Here is a 16,238-nt window from a genome sequence, read left to right as displayed (position 1 = left end):
CGGAGCGCGCGCCATGACCGAGAACGCCCCCGCCCTGCCGACCCAGGCGCGTGTCGTCATCGTCGGCGGCGGCATCGTCGGCTGCTCCGTCGCCTACCATCTCACCAAGCTCGGCTGGACCGACGTCGTCCTGATCGAGAAAGGACGCCTCTCCAGCGGCACGACGTGGCACGCCGCGGGCCTGGTCGGACAGCTCCGCACCCATCCCAGCATGACGCGGCTGATCCGCTACTCGACCGATCTCTACGCGCGCCTCGAGGCGGAGACCGAGCTGGCGACCGGCTGGAAGCGCTGCGGCAGCCTGACCGTGGCGCGCACGCCGGAACGGATGACGTTGCTGCGCCGCGTCGCGGCCACGGCGGCGGCGCAGGGCGTCACCTGCGAGCTGCTGACGCCGGCCGAGGCCGGCGCCAAGTACCCGGTGATGCGCACCGACGATCTGGTCGGCGCGGCGTGGCTGCCGGGCGACGGCAAGGCGAACCCCGCGGACATCACGCAGGCGCTCGCCCGCGGCGCCCGCCGCGGCGGCGCGCGCATCTTCGAGAAGACGAAAGTGACGGCGATCCGCGTCGAGGACGGCCGCGCCACCGGCGTGTCGACCGACCGCGGCGACATCGCGGCCGAGATCGTCGTCAACTGCGGCGGCCAGTGGGCGCGCCAGATCGGCCGCATGGCCGGCGTCACCGTGCCGTTGTTCTCGTGCGAGCACATGTACATCGTGACGGAGCGCATGGCGGGCGTGACGCCGGACCTGCCGTGCCTGCGCGATCCCGACGGCTACATCTACTTCAAGGAGGAGGTCGGCGGCCTGCTGATGGGCGGGTTCGAGCCGGTCGCCAAGCCGTGGGCGCAGGCCTTCGACATCCCCGAGCCGTTCGAGTTCCAGCTCCTGCCCGACGACTGGGACCAGTTCCAGATCCTGATGGAGAACGCGCTGGTCCGCGTGCCGGCGCTGGAGAGCACCGGCACCAAGCGCTTCATCAACGGACCGGAAAGCTTCACCGCCGACAACAACTACATCCTCGGCGAGGCGCCGGAGCTGCGGAACTTCTTCGTCGCCGCCGGATTCAACTCGATGGGCATCGCCAGCGCCGGTGGCGCCGGCATGGCGCTGGCGGAGTGGATCGTCCAGGGCGAGCCGACGCTGGATCTCTGGCCGGTCGACATCCGGCGCTTCGCACGCTTCAACGGCGACGACCAGTGGCTGCGCGCCCGCGTCGCCGAGGTGCTCGGCCTGCACTACAAGATGCCGTGGCCGAACCGCGAGCTGGAGAGCGCCCGGCCGCTGCGGCGCTCGCCGCTCTACGACCGGCTGCGGGCGCGCGGCGCCTCGTTCGGCAGCAAGATGGGCTGGGAGCGCGCCAACTGGTTCGCCGATCCCGGCCAGTCGACCGCCGTCGCGTACGGCTGGGAGCGGCAGAACTGGTTCGACAATTCCGCGCGCGAGCACCGCGCCGCCCGCGAGGCCGTGGCGCTGTTCGACCAGAGCTCGTTCTCGAAGTTCCTGCTGCAGGGCCCCGACGCGGAGGCGGCGCTGCAGCGTCTCTGCGCCAACGACATGGCCGTGCCCGTCGGCGCCTCCGTCTACACCGCGATGCTCAACGCCCGCGGCGGCTTCGAGACCGATCTGACGGTGCAGCGCCTGGCGCGCGACCGCTTCCTGATCGTCACCGGCACGGCGCAGACCACGCGCGACGCCGACTGGATCGCCAGGCACGTGCCCGAGGCGATGCGCGCGGCGCTGACCGACGTCACCGGCGCGTGGAGCGTGCTGACGTTGATGGGCCCGGCGTCGCGGGCGCTGCTGCGCAAGGTCAGCCGCGCCGCGCTGGACGATCGCGCGTTCGCGTTCGGCGTCTGCCGCGAGATCGACATCGGCACGGCGACGGTGCAGGCGATGCGCCGCACCTATGTCGGCGAGCTCGGCTGGGAACTCTACGCGCCGGTCGAGATGGCCGCGTCCGTGTACGACACCCTGCGCGACGCCGGCGACACCTTCGGCCTGCGCGACGCCGGCTACTACGCGCTGGAGTCGCTGCGGCTGGAGAAGGCCTACCGCGCCTGGGGCCGCGAGCTCACGCCCGACATCACGCCGTGGGAGGCCGGTCTCGGCTTCGCCGTGAAGATCGACAAGTCCACACCGTTCATCGGACAGGAGGCGCTGCGCACGGCGCGCACGAAGCCCTCGGCCCGGCGCTGCGTGTCGCTGACGGTCGACACACCGGACGCCATCGCCCATGGCGGCGAGCTGATCCTGCGCGACGGCCGGCCGGCCGGCGACGTCACCTCGGCCGCGTTCGGCCACACGCTCGGCCGGACGGTCGCGCTGGGCCTCGTCCACGACGACGGCCGCCCTGTCGACGCGGCGTTCCTTTCGTCAGGCGCGTGGGAGATCGACATCGCCGGAATCCGCCACCGCTGCGCCGTGTCGCTCAAACCACCCTACGATCCCACCGGCGCGCGGCTGCGGCCGAAGGAGTGAGTTGTCTCCGACGTGTGCCGCCTTCCCAGCGACGCACGTGACCACACGATCGTCATCCTGTGCGCAGCGCCGCAGGCGCGAAGTCGAAGGGTCTTTCGCGGGTGAACGCACCGGGCGGGATCCTTCGACTACGGCGCCGCGCGCCTCCGCTCAGGATGACGGCGCATATGCCGGTGCGCAGCCATCAGACGTTGGTCTTGCCGTCAGCGCTCTCCCACCCGGCGGAAAAGGGGCATCAGCCGCCCTCACACCGGCTGGGAAAGCCCCGTCGGCGCCTGCTCGTTCTCCCGCAGGCGGGACTCGACGAGCTCGCCGGCGGCCTCGAGGATCGGATAGGCGACCGAGGTGAGGTGGCCGTTGATGCGCTTGAGGTCGCGCACGATGTCCATGTGGATGGCGCTGGTCTCGATCGACTCGGCGCGGCCCTGCCGCAGCCGCTCGAAGTGGCTCTCGGCGGCGCGCTGCTCGGCCTCGCGGATCGCCACCTTGCCCGCCATCAGGCGCCGCGCCAGCGCGATGTCGCGCGACGCGAAGACGTTGAACGCCAGCCGCAGGTGGTCGACGACGGCGCCATGGAAGGCCCGCAGCTCGGCCAGGCCCTCGGCCGAGAAGGTCTGCCGGTTGCGGATCTTCTTGGCAGCCAGCTCCATCAGGTTCTTGTCGATGATGTCGCCGACATGCTCGAGGTTGGTGACGAAGGTCAGGATCTCGGCCGCGCGGCCGCTCTCCTCCAGCGAGAACTCCGCGCGCGATGCGCCGATCAGGTACAGCTTGATCGCCTCGTAGAGCCCGTCGACGGCGTCGTCGGCGCGCTCGACCTCCTTCATCAGGCGCTCGTCGTCGTTCTCGAACACCGTCATCGTCTGGCGCAGCATCGTCTCGACGCGGTCGCCGAGGTTGAGCGTCTCGCGCATCGCGCAGGCCAGCGCCTCGCCCGGCGCGTCCAGCGCGTGCGGGTCGAGGTAGCGCGGCCGCGCCGGATCGTCGACGGTCGGCCGGTCGGGCAGCAGCCGCGCGCAGGCCGCCGCGACGACGCCGGTGAGCGGCAGGAACACGAGCGCCGCGGCGATGTTGAAGGCGGTGTGGAAGTTGATCGCGAGCCGCGCCGGGTCGGCGCCGAGCGGCTGCAGCCAGACCGCGACCTGCGGGATCAGCGGCAGCGCGACGACGGCGGCCAGCGCGCGCATGACGGCGTTGCCCATCGGCACGCGGCGCACGGCGGCCGGCTGACCGCTCTGGTCGAGCAGCGGCGCGATGGCGCCGCCGACGTTGGCGCCCAGCACCATCGCCAGCGCCGTCGGCACCGGCACCAGGCCGGCGGCCGCGAACGACATCACCAGCAGCACGATCGAAAGGCTGGAATGGGCCAGCCATGTGGCGATCGCGGCGATCAGCAGGGCGATCACCGTCTCGTCGCCCAGCGCGCCGACAACCGCCATGAAGGTCGACGACGATTTCAGCGGCGCCGCCGCCGCGCCCAGCAGCTTCAAGGAGAGCAGGATCAGCCCGAGCCCGATGGCGATGCGCGCGACGTGCCGCAGCCGGTCCTGCGCGGTGCCGAGGAACAGGAACACGCCGGCCGCCAGCAGCGCGGGCGACACCCACCCGATGTCGAGCGCGAAGACCTGGGCGGCGACCGTCGATCCGACGTCGGCGCCCAGCATCACCGCCAGCGCCGCCGGCAGCGCGATCAGGCCGCGGCCGGCGAACGACGACAGCAGCAGCGCCGTCGCGGTGCTGCTCTGGAGCAGGCCGGTGACGAACAATCCGGCGCCGAACGCGGTGAGACGGTTGCGCGCGCAGGCCGACAGCGCCTGCCGCAGCAGCGAACCGAACGCGCGCGTCATGCCCGTGCGCACCATCCGCACGCCCCACAGGAGCAGCGCGACGGCGCCGACCAGATCGAGCAGCAGCGACAGACCTTGCATCGGGGGACCCTGCGCGTCGTTCGCGGACAGACTACGCCCGCGGCCGGATTGTTACAATTTGGTTACGCCGCGCGCCGGCGTCCGCGGCGCGGCCAGCGCCGCGGCGATCTCGAGGAACGCCCGGATCGGGGCGATCGAGCGGCGGTCGCGCAGGCAGACCGCGAACTCGCCGACCGCCAGATCGGTGTCGGCGACGCGCAGCGCCTGGAACCGTGCGTCGACGCCGAACTCGCTGTCGAACACCACGCCGACGCCGAACCCCGCCGCGACGGCCTCGCGCACGCCTTCGCGCGTCTCGACCTCGACCAGCGCGCCGGGCCGCACGCCCGCCTCCGCCAGCGCCCGCTCGAAGGTCTCGCGCGTGATCGAGCCGCGCTCGCGCAGCACCAGATCGCGGCCGGCCAGCTCGGCCAGGCGCAGCGTCCGCCGCCGCCACCACGGATGCCCGGCCGCGACGAACAGCACCAGCCGGTCGCGGCGGACCTGCACGGCGTGGACCCGCGGATCGGAGGTCGGCCGCGCCATGACGCCGACATCGACCTCGCGCGCGAGGATCTCGCGCATCACCTCGGTCGAGTTGCCGATCCGCAGGCCGAACGTCAGGCCGGCCTGCCGGCGGCGCAGCTCCGCCAGCACCGGCATCACATGGTAGGCGCTGTCGGCGCCGATCCGCAGATGCGCGGGCTCGGCGGCGGCGGACCCGCTCAGCAGCGCCTCGGCCTCGTCACCGGCGGCGAACAGGCGCACGGTGACGTCGAACAGGCGGCGGCCCAGCTCGGTCGGCCGCGTCTGGCGGCCGCGGCGCTCGAACAGCCGCACCCCGTAGGCCGTCTCCAGCGCCTTCACCTGCCCCGACAGCGTCGGCTGGCTGATGTTCGCGGCGCGGGCGGCGCCGGTGAACCCGCCCTCGCGGGCGACGAGGTGGAAGGCCCTGATCTGGCTCGGTGTCATATCGTTTTTTCCAATATTACATATAAGTATTATATATTGGACGTATGGATGGGTCGAGGCGACGATGCGCCGTCGCCGCCACCGAACGGATCCCGCCATGACGCCACAGCGCCCCAACGTCGCCATCTCCGAGACCGGCGATCCGCTGCTGTTCACGCCCGGCCCGCTGACCACCTCGCGCGCCGTCAAGGAGGCGATGGTCCACGACTGGGGCTCGCGCGACGCCGCCTTCATCGCCATCAACCGCATGGTGATGGACAGCATCGTCGAGATGGCCGGCGGCGCGGGCACCCACGCCACGGTGCCGATGCAGGGCAGCGGCACCTTCGCGGTCGAGGCGATGATCACGACCTTCGTGCCCCGGGACGGCAAGGTGCTGCTGCTGGTCAACGGCGCCTACGGCCACCGCGCGGCGCGCATCGCCAGGACCGCGGGCCGGGCGTTCGAGGTCCACGAGACCGCCGAGGACACGCCGGTCGACCGCCACCGTCTCGACACGGCGCTGGCGGCCGATCCCGCCATCACCCACGTCTTCGTCGTCCACTGCGAGACCACCAGCGGCGTGCTCAACCCGATCGCCGAGGTCGCCGCCATCGTCGCGCGCCACGGCCGCCGGCTGCTGATCGATTCGATGAGCGCGTTCGGCGCGCTGGAGGTCGACGCCCGCGCCATCCGGTTCGACGCGCTAGCCGCCTCGAGCAACAAATGCCTGGAGGGCGTGCCCGGCCTCGGCTTCGTCGTCTGCCGGACCGAGGCGCTGGCGCAGTGCGCAGGCAACGCCACCACCGTGGTGCTCGACCTGCACGACCAGTGGACCAGTCTCGAGCGCACCAGCCAGTACCGCTTCACGCCGCCGATCCACGTCATCGTCGCGTTGGGCAAGGCGATCGAGGAGCACGCCGCCGAGGGCGGCGTCGCCGGCCGCGGCGGCCGCTACGCCCGCAACTGCCGGGTCCTGGTCGACGGCATGCGCGCGCTGGGCTTCCGCACGCTGCTGCCCGACGCGCTGCAGGCGCCGATCATCGTGACGTTCCACATGCCCGGCGATCCGAAGTTCGTGTTCCAGGACTTCTACGACCGGCTGAAGGACCGCGGCTACGTGATCTACCCCGGCAAGCTGACGGTGGCCGACAGTTTCCGCATGGGTTGCATCGGCCGGCTCGACGAGACGCACATGCGCGGCGCCGTCGCCGCCGTGCGCGAGATCCTGTCGGAGATGGGCGTCGCCTCCGGCGCGCCCGCCGCCGCCGCCAAAGCCGCCTGACCCAGCGAGGCACGCCATGAGCCCCGACGCGCTGCAACCGCCCCCCGCCGACACGATCGCCGTCAACGGCCGCGCCTACCGCCGGCCGACGCGGCCGGTCGTCGTGGTCTGCGTCGACGGCTCCGGAGCCCGGCTACATCGAGGCCGCCGTGGCCGCCGGCGTGGCGCCGTGGTTCGCCCGCGTCCAGCGCCAGGGCGCGAACCTGCTGGCGGACTGCGTCGTGCCGAGCTTCACCAACCCCAACAACCTGTCGATCGTCACCGGCCGGCCGCCGGCCGTGCACGGCATCGCCGGCAACTACTTCCTCGATCCGGACACCGGCGAGGAGGTGATGATGAACGATCCCAAATTCCTGCGGGTGGAGACGCTGTTCCCGGCGTTCCAGCGCGCCGGCCTGCGGATCGCCGTCGTCACCGCCAAGGACAAGCTGCGCGGCCTGCTCGGCAAGGGCCTCGCGCTCGGGCCGGGCAAGGCCTGCGCCTTCTCGTCGGAGAAATCCGACAAGGCGACCCTGGCCGACAACGGCGTCGAGGGCGTCAACGCGCTGGTCGGCATGGCGGTGCCGGACGTCTACAGCGCCGGCCTGTCGGAGTTCGTGTTCGCCGCGGGGGTGCGCCTGATGGAGCGCGACCGGCCGGAGATCATGTATCTGTCGACCACCGACTACATCCAGCACAAGCACGCGCCCGGCACGCCCGTCGCCAACGCCTTCTACGCCATGATGGACGGCTACCTGGCGCGGCTCGACGCGATGGGCTGCGCGATCGTGGTCACCGCCGACCACGGCATGAACGCCAAGCACGATCCGGCCACGCTCCAGCCCGACGTGGTCTACCTCCAGGACCTGCTGGATACGTGGCTCGGCGCCGCCGCGGCGCGGGTCATCCTGCCGATCACCGACCCCTACGTCGTGCACCACGGCGCGCTGGGCTCGTTCGCGGTCGTCTACCTGCCCAAGGGCGCCGACCGCGCCGGCGTGATCGCGCGGCTGGCCGCGACGCCGGGGATCGAGGCGGCGCTGACCCGCGAGGAGGCCTGCGCCCGTTTCGAGCTGCCGGCCGACCGGCTGGGCGACATCGTCGTCGTCTCGACGCGCCACATCGTGCTGGGCACCAGCGCCGCGCGCCACGACCTCTCCGGCCTGACCGAGCCGCTGCGCAGCCACGGCGGCGTGTCGGAGCAGAAGGTGCCGCTGATCTGCAACCTGCCGCTGGCCGAGGCGCACACCGGGCGGCGGTGGCGCAACTTCGACGCCTTCGACCTCGCCCTCAACCTCGTCGCACCAGCCGGGAGCGCGCCATGAACGTCCAGAGCCGGATCGACGCCGCTCCGCCGCGGCGCGAGGCCATGCGCATCGCCGGCGAGCGGCTGGACACCGGCAATCCGCTGGAGGTGCTCAATCCGTGGGACGGATCGGTGGTCGGCACCGTGCCGCGCGCCACGCCGGAGATCGTCGCCCGCGCCTTCCAGATCGCGTGGGACTTCAAGCCGAAGCTGACCCGCTACGAGCGGCAGAGGATCCTGCTGACCACGGCCGAGAAGCTGGTGGCGCGCAAGGACGAGATCGCGCGGCTGATCACGGCCGAGAGCGGGCTGTGCCTCAAGGATTCGCTCTACGAGGTCGGCCGCGCCTTCGACGTCTTCAGCCTCGCCGGCCAGCTCTGCATCCGCGACGATTCCGAGGTCTTCTCCTGCGATCTCACGCCGCACGGCAAGGCGCGCAAGATCTTCACGATGCGCCAGCCGCTCAACGCGATCAGCGCCATCACCCCGTTCAACCATCCCCTCAACATGGTCGCGCACAAGCTGGCGCCGGCCATCGCCACCAACAACTGCGTCGTGCTCAAGCCGACCGAGCAGACGCCGCTGACGGCGCTGCTGCTGGCGGAAGTCCTCTACGAGGCCGGCCTGCCGCCGGAGATGCTGTCGGTCGTCACCGGCTCGCCCGCCGACATCGGCGACGCCATGATCGTGGACCCCCGCGCCGACCTCGTGACGTTCACCGGCTCGGTGCGCGTCGGCAAGCACATCGCGGCCACCGCCGGCTACAAGCGTCTGGTGCTCGAGCTGGGCGGCAACGATCCGCTGATCGTCATGGACGACGCCGACCTCGAGAAAGCCGCCGAGCTGGCGGTCCAGGGCGCCACCAAGAACTCCGGCCAGCGCTGCACCGCCGTCAAGCGCATCCTCGTGATCGAGCGGGTCGCCGACGATTTCGCGGCCCTCGTCACCGAGAAGGCGCGCAAGCTCAAGGCCGGCGACCCGATGGATCCCGCCACCGACGTCGGCACGGTGATCAACGAGCGCTCCGCGATCCTGTTCCAGAACCGCGTGAATGACGCGGTCGCGCGCGGCGCCACGCTGCTGCACGGCAACGACCGGCGCGGCGCGCTGTTCCCGCCGACGGTGGTCGACCACGTGCCGTTCGACTGCGAGCTGGTGCGCGAGGAGACGTTCGGCCCGGCGATCCCGATGATCCGGGTCAAGGACATCGACGACGCGATCCGGGTGTCGAACTCGACCGCCTACGGCCTGTCGTCGGGCGTCTGCACCAACCGCCTCGACCACGTCACCCGCTTCGTGAACGAGCTGCAGGTCGGCACCGTCAACGTCTGGGAGGTGCCCGGCTACCGGATCGAGATGTCGCCGTTCGGCGGCATCAAGGATTCCGGCCTCGGCTACAAGGAAGGCGTGCTGGAGGCGATGAAGAGCTTCACCAACGTGAAGACCTACTCGCTGCCCTGGACGGTCTGAGCGCGCCGCTCGACCGCGCGTCCCCGCGCCGCTACGCTTCCCCGCCACCAGGGGAAGCGCCGATGACCGATCTGCCGTTCCGCACCGCCAAGCAGCTCGCCGCCGCGATCCGCGCGCGCAAGGTGGGCTGCCTAGAGCTGCTCGACCTCTACCTCGCGCGGATCGAGCGCCACAATCCGGGCCTCAACGCCGTCATCGTCCTGGACGTGGCCGGCGCCCGCAGGCGCGCCCGCGCCGCCGACCGCGCGCTGGCCAAGGGCGAGGTCTGGGGACCGCTGCACGGCGTGCCGATGACGATCAAGGAGAGCTACGACGTCGCCGGGATGCCGACGACCTGGGGCGATCCGGCGCTGCGCGACAATATCGCCAAGCGCGACGCGCTGTCGGTGACGCGGTTGAAGGCCGCCGGCGTCACCCTGTTCGGCAAGACCAACGTGCCGCTGATGCTGGCCGACTGGCAGAGCTACAACGCGATCTACGGCACCACCAACAACCCGTGGGACCTCGCGCGCTCGCCCGGCGGCTCGTCGGGCGGCTCGGCCGCGGCGCTCGCCGCCGGCCTGACCGGCATCGAGGCGGGCAGCGACATCGGCGCCTCGATCCGCAACCCCGCGCACTACTGCGGCGTGTACGGCCACAAGCCGACCTGGGGCGTCGTCAGCCCGCGCGGCCACGCCCTGCCGGGCCGCGTCGCCCAGGGCGACATCTCGGTCATCGGCCCGCTGGCGCGCGGCGCCGACGACCTCGAGATCGCGCTCGACGCCATGGCCGGACCGGACGACGTCGACGGCGCCGGCTGGGTGCTGCGGCTGCCGAAGCCGGCGAAGCGGACGCTGCGCGAGTTCCGCGTCGCCATCATGTACGACGACCCGAACTCGGCGGTCGATTCCGAGGTCAAGACCCTGCTCCACCGGCTCGCGGCGTTTCTCGGCCGCGCCAAGGTCAAGCTGAGCGACAAGGCCCGGCCGGACATCGACACGTCCGAGCTGCACGCGCTCTACGTCAAGCTGCTGCGCTCGGCGACGTCCGGCCGGCAGTCCGACGCCGCCTTCGTGGCCGCGCAGGAGCAGGCGCGCCGCCTCGCGCCGGGCGACGAGAGCTACTACGCCCGCATGACCCGCGCCAACGTGCTCAGCCACCGCGACTGGCTGGCCGCCAACGAGCGCCGCCATCAGCTGCGGCTGGAATTCGCCGAGTTCTTCCGCGACTACGACCTGCTGCTGTGCCCGGTCGCGGCCTCCGCCGCCTTCCCGCACGACCAGGCCGGCGAGCGCCACGACCGCACGATCGAGGTGGACGGAAGGCGGGTGCCGACGACGGACCAGCTCTTCTGGGCCGGCCTCAACGGCGTCGTGTCGCTACCGGGGACAGTCGCCCCGATCGGCCTGACGCCGTCGGGCCTGCCGGTCGGGGTGCAGATCATCGGACCGCAATACGCCGACCGCACCTGCATCCACTTCGCCCGGCTACTGGAGCGCGAGTACCACGCTTTCGAGCCGCCACCGGCCTACGCCGCTTGACGCCGCGGCCGCGCGATTCGATCCTGCGCGCGACGCAACCAGCGCAGGCGACCTCATGACGATCAACCCGGTGGGCATCTGGCCGATGCTCTACGCGTTCTTCGGCGCCGATGGCGGGCTCGACCGCGCGTCGATGCGCCGCCAGGTCGAGATGTGCGTCAAGGAGGAGGCCAACGGCGTCGCCGTGCTCGGCCTCGCGACGGAGGCCGCCAAGCTCACGGAGGCCGAGCGCCGGACGCTGGTGGCGTGGACGGCCGAGGATCTCGACGGCCGCCGGCCCTTCGCGGTGACCGTGACGGGCGACACGTCGGACGAGCAGATCGCGATGGCGCGCTTCGCCGTCGACGCCGGCGCCGCCTGGGTGATCCTGCAACCGCCGCGCGACACGTCGATCGAGGAACTGGCGCTGGCCCGTCTGTTCGGCGCGGTGGCCGACGCCTGCGAGGTGCCGGTCGCGATCCAGAACGCGCCGGAGTATCTCGGCATCGGTCTGACCAACGAGTCGCTGAAGGGCCTGCACCGCAACCACCCCAATTTCTCGATCGTGAAGGCCGAGGCGCCGGCGCTCGCCGTCAAGCGGCTGATCGACGAGACCGACGGCGCGCTGGCGGTGTTCAACGGCCGCGGCGGGCTGGAGGTGATGGACAACCTGCGGGCGGGCTGCGCCGGCATGATCCCCGCGCCCGATTTCTTCGACCGCCAGGTCCGCATCTTCGGCCTGATGCGGACCGTCGACGCCGAGAACGAGGACATCGCCCACCAGCTCTACGCCGACATCCTGCCGGGCATCGTCTTCTCGATGCAGTCGATCGACACGCTGCTGTGCTACGGCAAGCGCATCGCGTCGTGGCGGCTCGGCCTGGGCGAGGTCAACGACCGCGAGCCGGCGCTGGCGCCGACGCCGTTCGGCCTCGAATGCGCCCGCCGCTTCGCCGAGCGCCTCGGCCCGCTGGGAATCGACGCCGACCGCTGGTGACGCCGCGATCCCCGATCATCGACGTGTTCTCCCTTCTCCCCTGAAGACAGGGGAGAAGGGAGGAGATGACGGCGTACGCGATCGCCCTTTCCGTCATCCCGAGCGCAGCGAGGGATCTTTCGGCATCGCACGACCGCCTGAAAGATCCCTCGCTGCGCTCGGGATGACGGATTTGGTCGGAATGACGGACAGCTCGCGATGACGGATGTGGTCGGAATGACGGATGGGCTCGGGAAGATGGCGAGGACGGGCACCGGGCCCGCCGCCCGCCTCAGAGGAAGCGGCCGAGCTCCTCCATGAAGCCGTCGAGGCGGTCGTGGTGCACCCAGTGGCCGGCGCCCTCGAACGACACGACGCGCGCGGTCTTGAAATGCGCGATGCGGCCGTCCTCCTGCGGGTTCGACGCCCAGCTCTCCTTGCCGTAGACCAGCAGGGTCGGGCACGCGATGCGCTTCCACAGCGTCTCGATGTCGTCCTGCGTCATGTCGTAGGGCGTCCAGGCGCGGACGTAGTTGTCGAACTTCCAGCTGTAGGTGCCGTCCTCGTTCTGGCTGACGCCCTGCTCGGTCAGGTGCCGCGCCTGCGCCGGCGAGAGATGCTTGTTCTCGTCCTGCATGCGCTTGAACGCCTCCTCGATCGAGGCGTAGCGCCGCGGCAGGCGCGCCGACAGGCCGCGCACCTCGTCGATCCACGAGGTCATGCGCGCGTCGATGGTCTTCGAGGCGCGCTTCTCCAGCATCTTCGGCGACGGTCCCAGCCCCTCGATCGCCACCAGCTTGCGGACGTTCTCCGGATACACGCCGGCGTAGCGCAGCGCGATGTTGCCGCCCAGCGAATGCGCCACGATCGTCACCGGCGCCAGCTTCTGCTGGTGGATGAGCTGCGCCAGATCGTAGATGTAGGCCGACATCGCGTAGTTGCCGTCCGGCGACCACTGGCTGTCGCCATGCCCGCGCAGGTCGGGCGCGATGACGTGCCAGTCCTTGCGCAGACGCTCCGCCACCCAGTCCCAGTTGCGGCAATGATCGCGCCCACCATGCACCAGCAGCAGCGGCGGCGCCGAAGGGTTGCCCCAGTCGACATAATGCAGGCGCAGGCGTTGCGAGAAGTAGACGCGCGAGGTCGGGCCGATGGGATTGCTGGCGCTCGCGGTCATGGCGGCGGGTCGATCCGTTCTGGGGTGCGGTTGATCCAGCCCCATAGCGCAGTCGCGCCCCGAAGTATACCGCAGCGCAGCATTCACGCGGGCTCACGTCGTCGGACACGGTCGGTCAACACGCCCGTTCTTTCATCCCGGGCGGAGCGAGCGATCCAGGCGTGGTCCCTAGATCCCTCGCATCGCTCGAGATGACAGATCCGCTTCGGCGACCTCGCCAGACGCACGCGGCGGCTGGCCCCACCGCGCCACGACCTCGACTCCCTACGTCGAGGCGGCCACGATGGCCGTTGGAATGGACATGGGGCGAAGCGATGCCGGACGAGCTGATCAGGATGAGCGCGACGGCCGCCGTCGCGGCGCTGCGCAAGGGCGAGCTCACGCCGCTGGAGTTGATCGACGCCGCCGCGGCGCGCATCGCGGCCGTCGAACCGCACGTCAACGCGCTGCCGACGCTGTGCCTCGACCGCGCCCGCGACCACGCGCGCCGTCTGATGGCGGGACAAGGCCGCGAGGCCGCGGGCGAGGCCGGCTGGCTCGCGGGCCTGCCGGTGGTGATCAAGGACCTCGCCGACGTCGCCGGCGTGCGCACCACCTACGGCTCGCCGATCTTCAAGGACCACGTGCCGGCGGCGTCGCATCCGCTGGTCGAGCGCATCGAGCGCAAGGGCGGAATCGTCATCGCCAAGTCGAACACGCCCGAGTTCGGCGCCGGCGGCAACACCTTCAACGAGGTGTTCGGCCGCACGCTCAATCCGTGGAACACGTCGCTGACCTGCGGCGGCTCGACCGGCGGCGGCGCCGTGGCGCTGGCGACGGGCGAGGCGTGGCTGGCGCAGGGTTCGGACCACGGCGGCTCGCTGCGCGGGCCGGCGACGCTGTGCTCCGTCGTCGGCATCCGTCCGTCGCCCGGCCGCGTCACCCGCGGCACGTCCAACAACCTGTTCGCGCCGCTGTCGGTGCAGGGGCCGATGGCGCGCAACGTGCCCGACCTCGCGCTGTTCCTCGACACCATGGCCGGACACTGTCCGCTCGATCCGCTGACCTTCGACGCGCCGTCGCGGTCGTTCAGCGCGGAGGTCGCCGCGCCGCCCGCGCCGTTGCGCGTGGCCTTCACCGCGAATTTCGGCGGCCGCCTGCCGGTCGACCGCGAGACCCGGGAGATCTGCGCCCGCGAGGCGCGCAAATTCGAGCAAGCCGGCTGCGTCGTCGAGGAGGCGTTCCCGGAGCTCGGCCCGGTCGAGGACGTGTTCCTCGCGCTGCGCTCGCAGCATTTCGTCGTCGAGCGCGAGCTGCAGCTCGCGACCCACCGCGCCATGCTCAAGCCGGACATCGTCTGGAACACCGAACGCGGCCTCGAGCAGACGCCCAGCCGTCTCGCCTGGGCCGACCGCGAGCGCGCCGCGCTCTACCGCCGGTTCGCCGCGTTCTTCAGGACCTACGACGTGCTGGTCACCCCCGGCGCCGCGACGCCGGCGTGGGACGTGGCGCTGCGGGCGCGCGACATGATCGACGGCGTGAAGCTCGACAACTACATCGCCGGCAGCGCGCTGACCTCGGCGATCACGCTGACGTCGTGCCCGGCGGTGTCGCTGCCCTGCGGCTTCGACCGCTTCGGCCGGCCGGTGGGATTGCAGATCGTGGCGCCGGCGCGCGGCGAGGCGCGCGCGCTGCGCGCGGCGGCGATGTTCGAAGCCGTCTCCGGCCTCGACCGCCTGCTCCCGATCGATCCGCGCGCCGGGACGGTGCCGCGCGAGTGAGCGGCGGACACCGGAACGAAGAGCCCCTGATCCGCCCTTCGGGCACCTTCTCCCCCGAAGACGCAGGATAGAAGGGGAAGCTGTTCTCATCCCTTCTCCACTATCCGCCCGGGGAAAAGTGGAATCCACAATCGTCCCTTCTCCCCTCGCATGAGGGGAGAAGGTGCCCCGAAGGGGCGCATGAGGGGCTTCGTTGCGGTCACGCGGTCGTGCCGACCGCAGCCCCTACCGCCACGGCTCGACGAGGATCTTCGTGTGGGTCTCGGGGTCGGCGAGGTCCTCGAACGCCTGGCGCACGCCGTCGATGCCGACCTTGCCGGTGATCAGCGCGTCGGCGTCGACCTCGCCCTCGGCGATGGCGCGCAACGCGGCGGCGTATTCGTCGAGCGTGTAGGCGAGCACGAACTGGACGTTGAGCTCCTTGACGATGCCGAACATCGGCTCGAACTTGTCGACCTCCATGCAGACGCCGACCACGACGACGCGCGCGTCGCGCGGCACGTTCTCGAACACCTGCTGGATGACTCCGGGCACGCCGACGCACTCGAACACCAGCGCCGGACGGAATGGACTCGGCGCCGCGCGCAGGATCGCGCCCACGGCCGCGCCGCCATCCGGCCGCCGCGCGTGGTCCTCCCAGCGGCGGTACGGCGACTCGATCGCGGGATCGACCACGACATGGGCGCCCATGCGCTCCGCCAACCGACGCCGCGCCGGCGAGTAGTCGGCGGCGACGATCGGGCCCGCGCCCTTGCGCTTGAGCGCGGCGATCACCGCGAGTCCGACGGGGCCGCAGCCGATCACCAGCGGCACGTCCTCGGGCCCGACGGCCGCCTTCTCGACGGCGTGGATGCCGACGGCCAGCGGCTCGGTCAACGCGGCGCGGTCGGCCGACAGCCCGTTGGGGATCTCCAGCAGCAGCGCCTCGCTCAGCACCATGCGTTCGCCGAAACCGCCGGGGAATATGTTGGAGTAACCGATCGCCTTGGGGCCCTGCGCCGTCATGTTCATCGGCACCGAGCAGACCCGCGCGCCGGGCTTGAACCGCGCCGCCGTGCCCGGCCCGTTCTCCAGCAGCTCGCCGCAGAACTCGTGGCCGAACACGATGTCGCGCGACAGATCCATCGGCTCGCGGCCGGGGGTGCGCTTCGCGATGTCGACCATGCGGTGGGCGTGCTTGCGCGCGTGCAGGTCGGAGCCGCAGATGCCGCACACCAGCGTGCGCACCAGCACCTGGCCGGCGGTCGGCACGGGATCGGGGATCGTGTCGGCGACGATGTCGCCGGCCCGGAATACGGCCGCGCGCATGGATGGGTCCTCCTCGATGTTCCTGGCACGATAGCGCGCGCGGCGTCGGCGGCGCACCTCGCCCGGCGCCATGCCTCCCCTGCGCGATCCGCGGCCGTCGACGATTGAACGCGACGGCGCCGGAGGCCATGCTCGCCG

10 protein-coding genes and 1 pseudogene are annotated in these 16,238 nt (G+C 71.4%); 7 read left to right on the top strand and 4 right to left on the bottom strand.

Annotated features, from left to right (window positions below):
- Positions 1 to 13 precede the first annotated feature (13 nt).
- Complete coding sequence (locus tag IPK81_20465; GenBank protein QQS11885.1) at positions 14 to 2,482, top strand: FAD-dependent oxidoreductase; 2,469 nt, start codon at positions 14 to 16, stop codon at positions 2,480 to 2,482.
- Positions 2,483 to 2,727: 245 nt separating this feature from the next.
- Here IPK81_20465 and IPK81_20460 read toward each other — a convergent pair whose 3' ends face one another.
- Both IPK81_20460 and IPK81_20455 read right to left on the bottom strand, forming a co-directional pair.
- Entirely contained in the window at positions 2,728 to 4,410 is a 1,683-nt protein-coding gene (locus IPK81_20460) for a Na/Pi cotransporter family protein (protein ID QQS11884.1), read from the bottom strand.
- A 51-nt stretch (positions 4,411 to 4,461) separates the two neighbouring features.
- Positions 4,462 to 5,361 carry a LysR family transcriptional regulator gene (locus IPK81_20455; protein QQS11883.1) on the bottom strand — a complete coding sequence of 300 codons (900 nt, stop codon included), beginning with the start codon at positions 5,359 to 5,361 and terminating at the stop codon, positions 4,462 to 4,464.
- A 97-nt stretch (positions 5,362 to 5,458) separates the two neighbouring features.
- Between IPK81_20455 and IPK81_20450 the strand changes: the two genes are divergently transcribed.
- The 5 genes and pseudogenes from IPK81_20450 to IPK81_20430 all read left to right on the top strand — a co-directional run bounded on the left by IPK81_20450 (position 5,459) and on the right by IPK81_20430 (position 11,876).
- Entirely contained in the window at positions 5,459 to 6,625 is a 1,167-nt protein-coding gene (locus IPK81_20450; protein QQS11882.1) for a 2-aminoethylphosphonate--pyruvate transaminase, read from the top strand.
- A gap of 16 nt (positions 6,626 to 6,641) precedes the next feature.
- A pseudogene (gene phnA, locus IPK81_20445) lies at positions 6,642 to 7,929 on the top strand (phosphonoacetate hydrolase).
- Positions 7,926 to 9,380, top strand: a complete 1,455-nt coding sequence (gene phnY / locus IPK81_20440) for a phosphonoacetaldehyde dehydrogenase (GenBank protein QQS11881.1) — start codon at positions 7,926 to 7,928, stop codon at positions 9,378 to 9,380. The pseudogene phnA and the gene phnY overlap by 4 nt, the downstream one beginning before the upstream one ends.
- Positions 9,381 to 9,442: 62 nt before the next feature.
- Complete coding sequence (locus tag IPK81_20435; protein QQS11880.1) at positions 9,443 to 10,900, top strand: amidase; 1,458 nt, start codon at positions 9,443 to 9,445, stop codon at positions 10,898 to 10,900.
- A 55-nt stretch (positions 10,901 to 10,955) separates the two neighbouring features.
- Positions 10,956 to 11,876 (top strand): dihydrodipicolinate synthase family protein, encoded by a 921-nt coding sequence (locus IPK81_20430; GenBank protein QQS11879.1) that lies wholly within the window; start codon positions 10,956 to 10,958, stop codon positions 11,874 to 11,876.
- A 271-nt stretch (positions 11,877 to 12,147) separates the two neighbouring features.
- Here IPK81_20430 and IPK81_20425 read toward each other — a convergent pair whose 3' ends face one another.
- The gene (locus tag IPK81_20425; protein ID QQS11878.1) at positions 12,148 to 13,032 is read right to left on the bottom strand and encodes an alpha/beta hydrolase; all 885 of its coding nucleotides are present in this window, start codon (positions 13,030 to 13,032) and stop codon (positions 12,148 to 12,150) included.
- Between the two features lie 314 nt (positions 13,033 to 13,346).
- On the opposite strand from IPK81_20425, the gene IPK81_20420 reads away from it, so the two are divergent.
- Positions 13,347 to 14,792, top strand: coding sequence for an amidase (locus IPK81_20420; protein QQS11877.1), 1,446 nt, complete (start codon positions 13,347 to 13,349; stop codon positions 14,790 to 14,792).
- Positions 14,793 to 15,017: 225 nt separating this feature from the next.
- On the opposite strand, the gene IPK81_20415 is transcribed toward IPK81_20420, so the two are convergent.
- Entirely contained in the window at positions 15,018 to 16,100 is a 1,083-nt protein-coding gene (locus IPK81_20415) for a zinc-binding dehydrogenase (protein ID QQS11876.1), read from the bottom strand.
- Positions 16,101 to 16,238: the final 138 nt, after the last annotated feature.

The organism is Rhodospirillales bacterium, assembly GCA_016699855.1.
Taxonomy (GTDB): Bacteria; Pseudomonadota; Alphaproteobacteria; order Reyranellales; family Reyranellaceae.
This window is presented reverse-complemented; position numbering and strand designations above follow the sequence as displayed.

Coding starts and splice junctions, on each gene's coding strand:
- IPK81_20465 (QQS11885.1), top strand. CDS start 14: ATGACCGAGAACGCCCCCGCCCTGCCGACCCAGGCGCGTGTCGTCATC.
- IPK81_20460 (QQS11884.1), bottom strand. CDS start 4,410: ATGCAAGGTCTGTCGCTGCTGCTCGATCTGGTCGGCGCCGTCGCGCTG.
- IPK81_20430 (QQS11879.1), top strand. CDS start 10,956: ATGACGATCAACCCGGTGGGCATCTGGCCGATGCTCTACGCGTTCTTC.
- IPK81_20420 (QQS11877.1), top strand. CDS start 13,347: ATGCCGGACGAGCTGATCAGGATGAGCGCGACGGCCGCCGTCGCGGCG.
- IPK81_20425 (QQS11878.1), bottom strand. CDS start 13,032: ATGACCGCGAGCGCCAGCAATCCCATCGGCCCGACCTCGCGCGTCTAC.
- phnY (QQS11881.1), top strand. CDS start 7,926: ATGAACGTCCAGAGCCGGATCGACGCCGCTCCGCCGCGGCGCGAGGCC.
- IPK81_20435 (QQS11880.1), top strand. CDS start 9,443: ATGACCGATCTGCCGTTCCGCACCGCCAAGCAGCTCGCCGCCGCGATC.
- IPK81_20455 (QQS11883.1), bottom strand. CDS start 5,361: ATGACACCGAGCCAGATCAGGGCCTTCCACCTCGTCGCCCGCGAGGGC.
- IPK81_20415 (QQS11876.1), bottom strand. CDS start 16,100: ATGCGCGCGGCCGTATTCCGGGCCGGCGACATCGTCGCCGACACGATC.
- IPK81_20450 (QQS11882.1), top strand. CDS start 5,459: ATGACGCCACAGCGCCCCAACGTCGCCATCTCCGAGACCGGCGATCCG.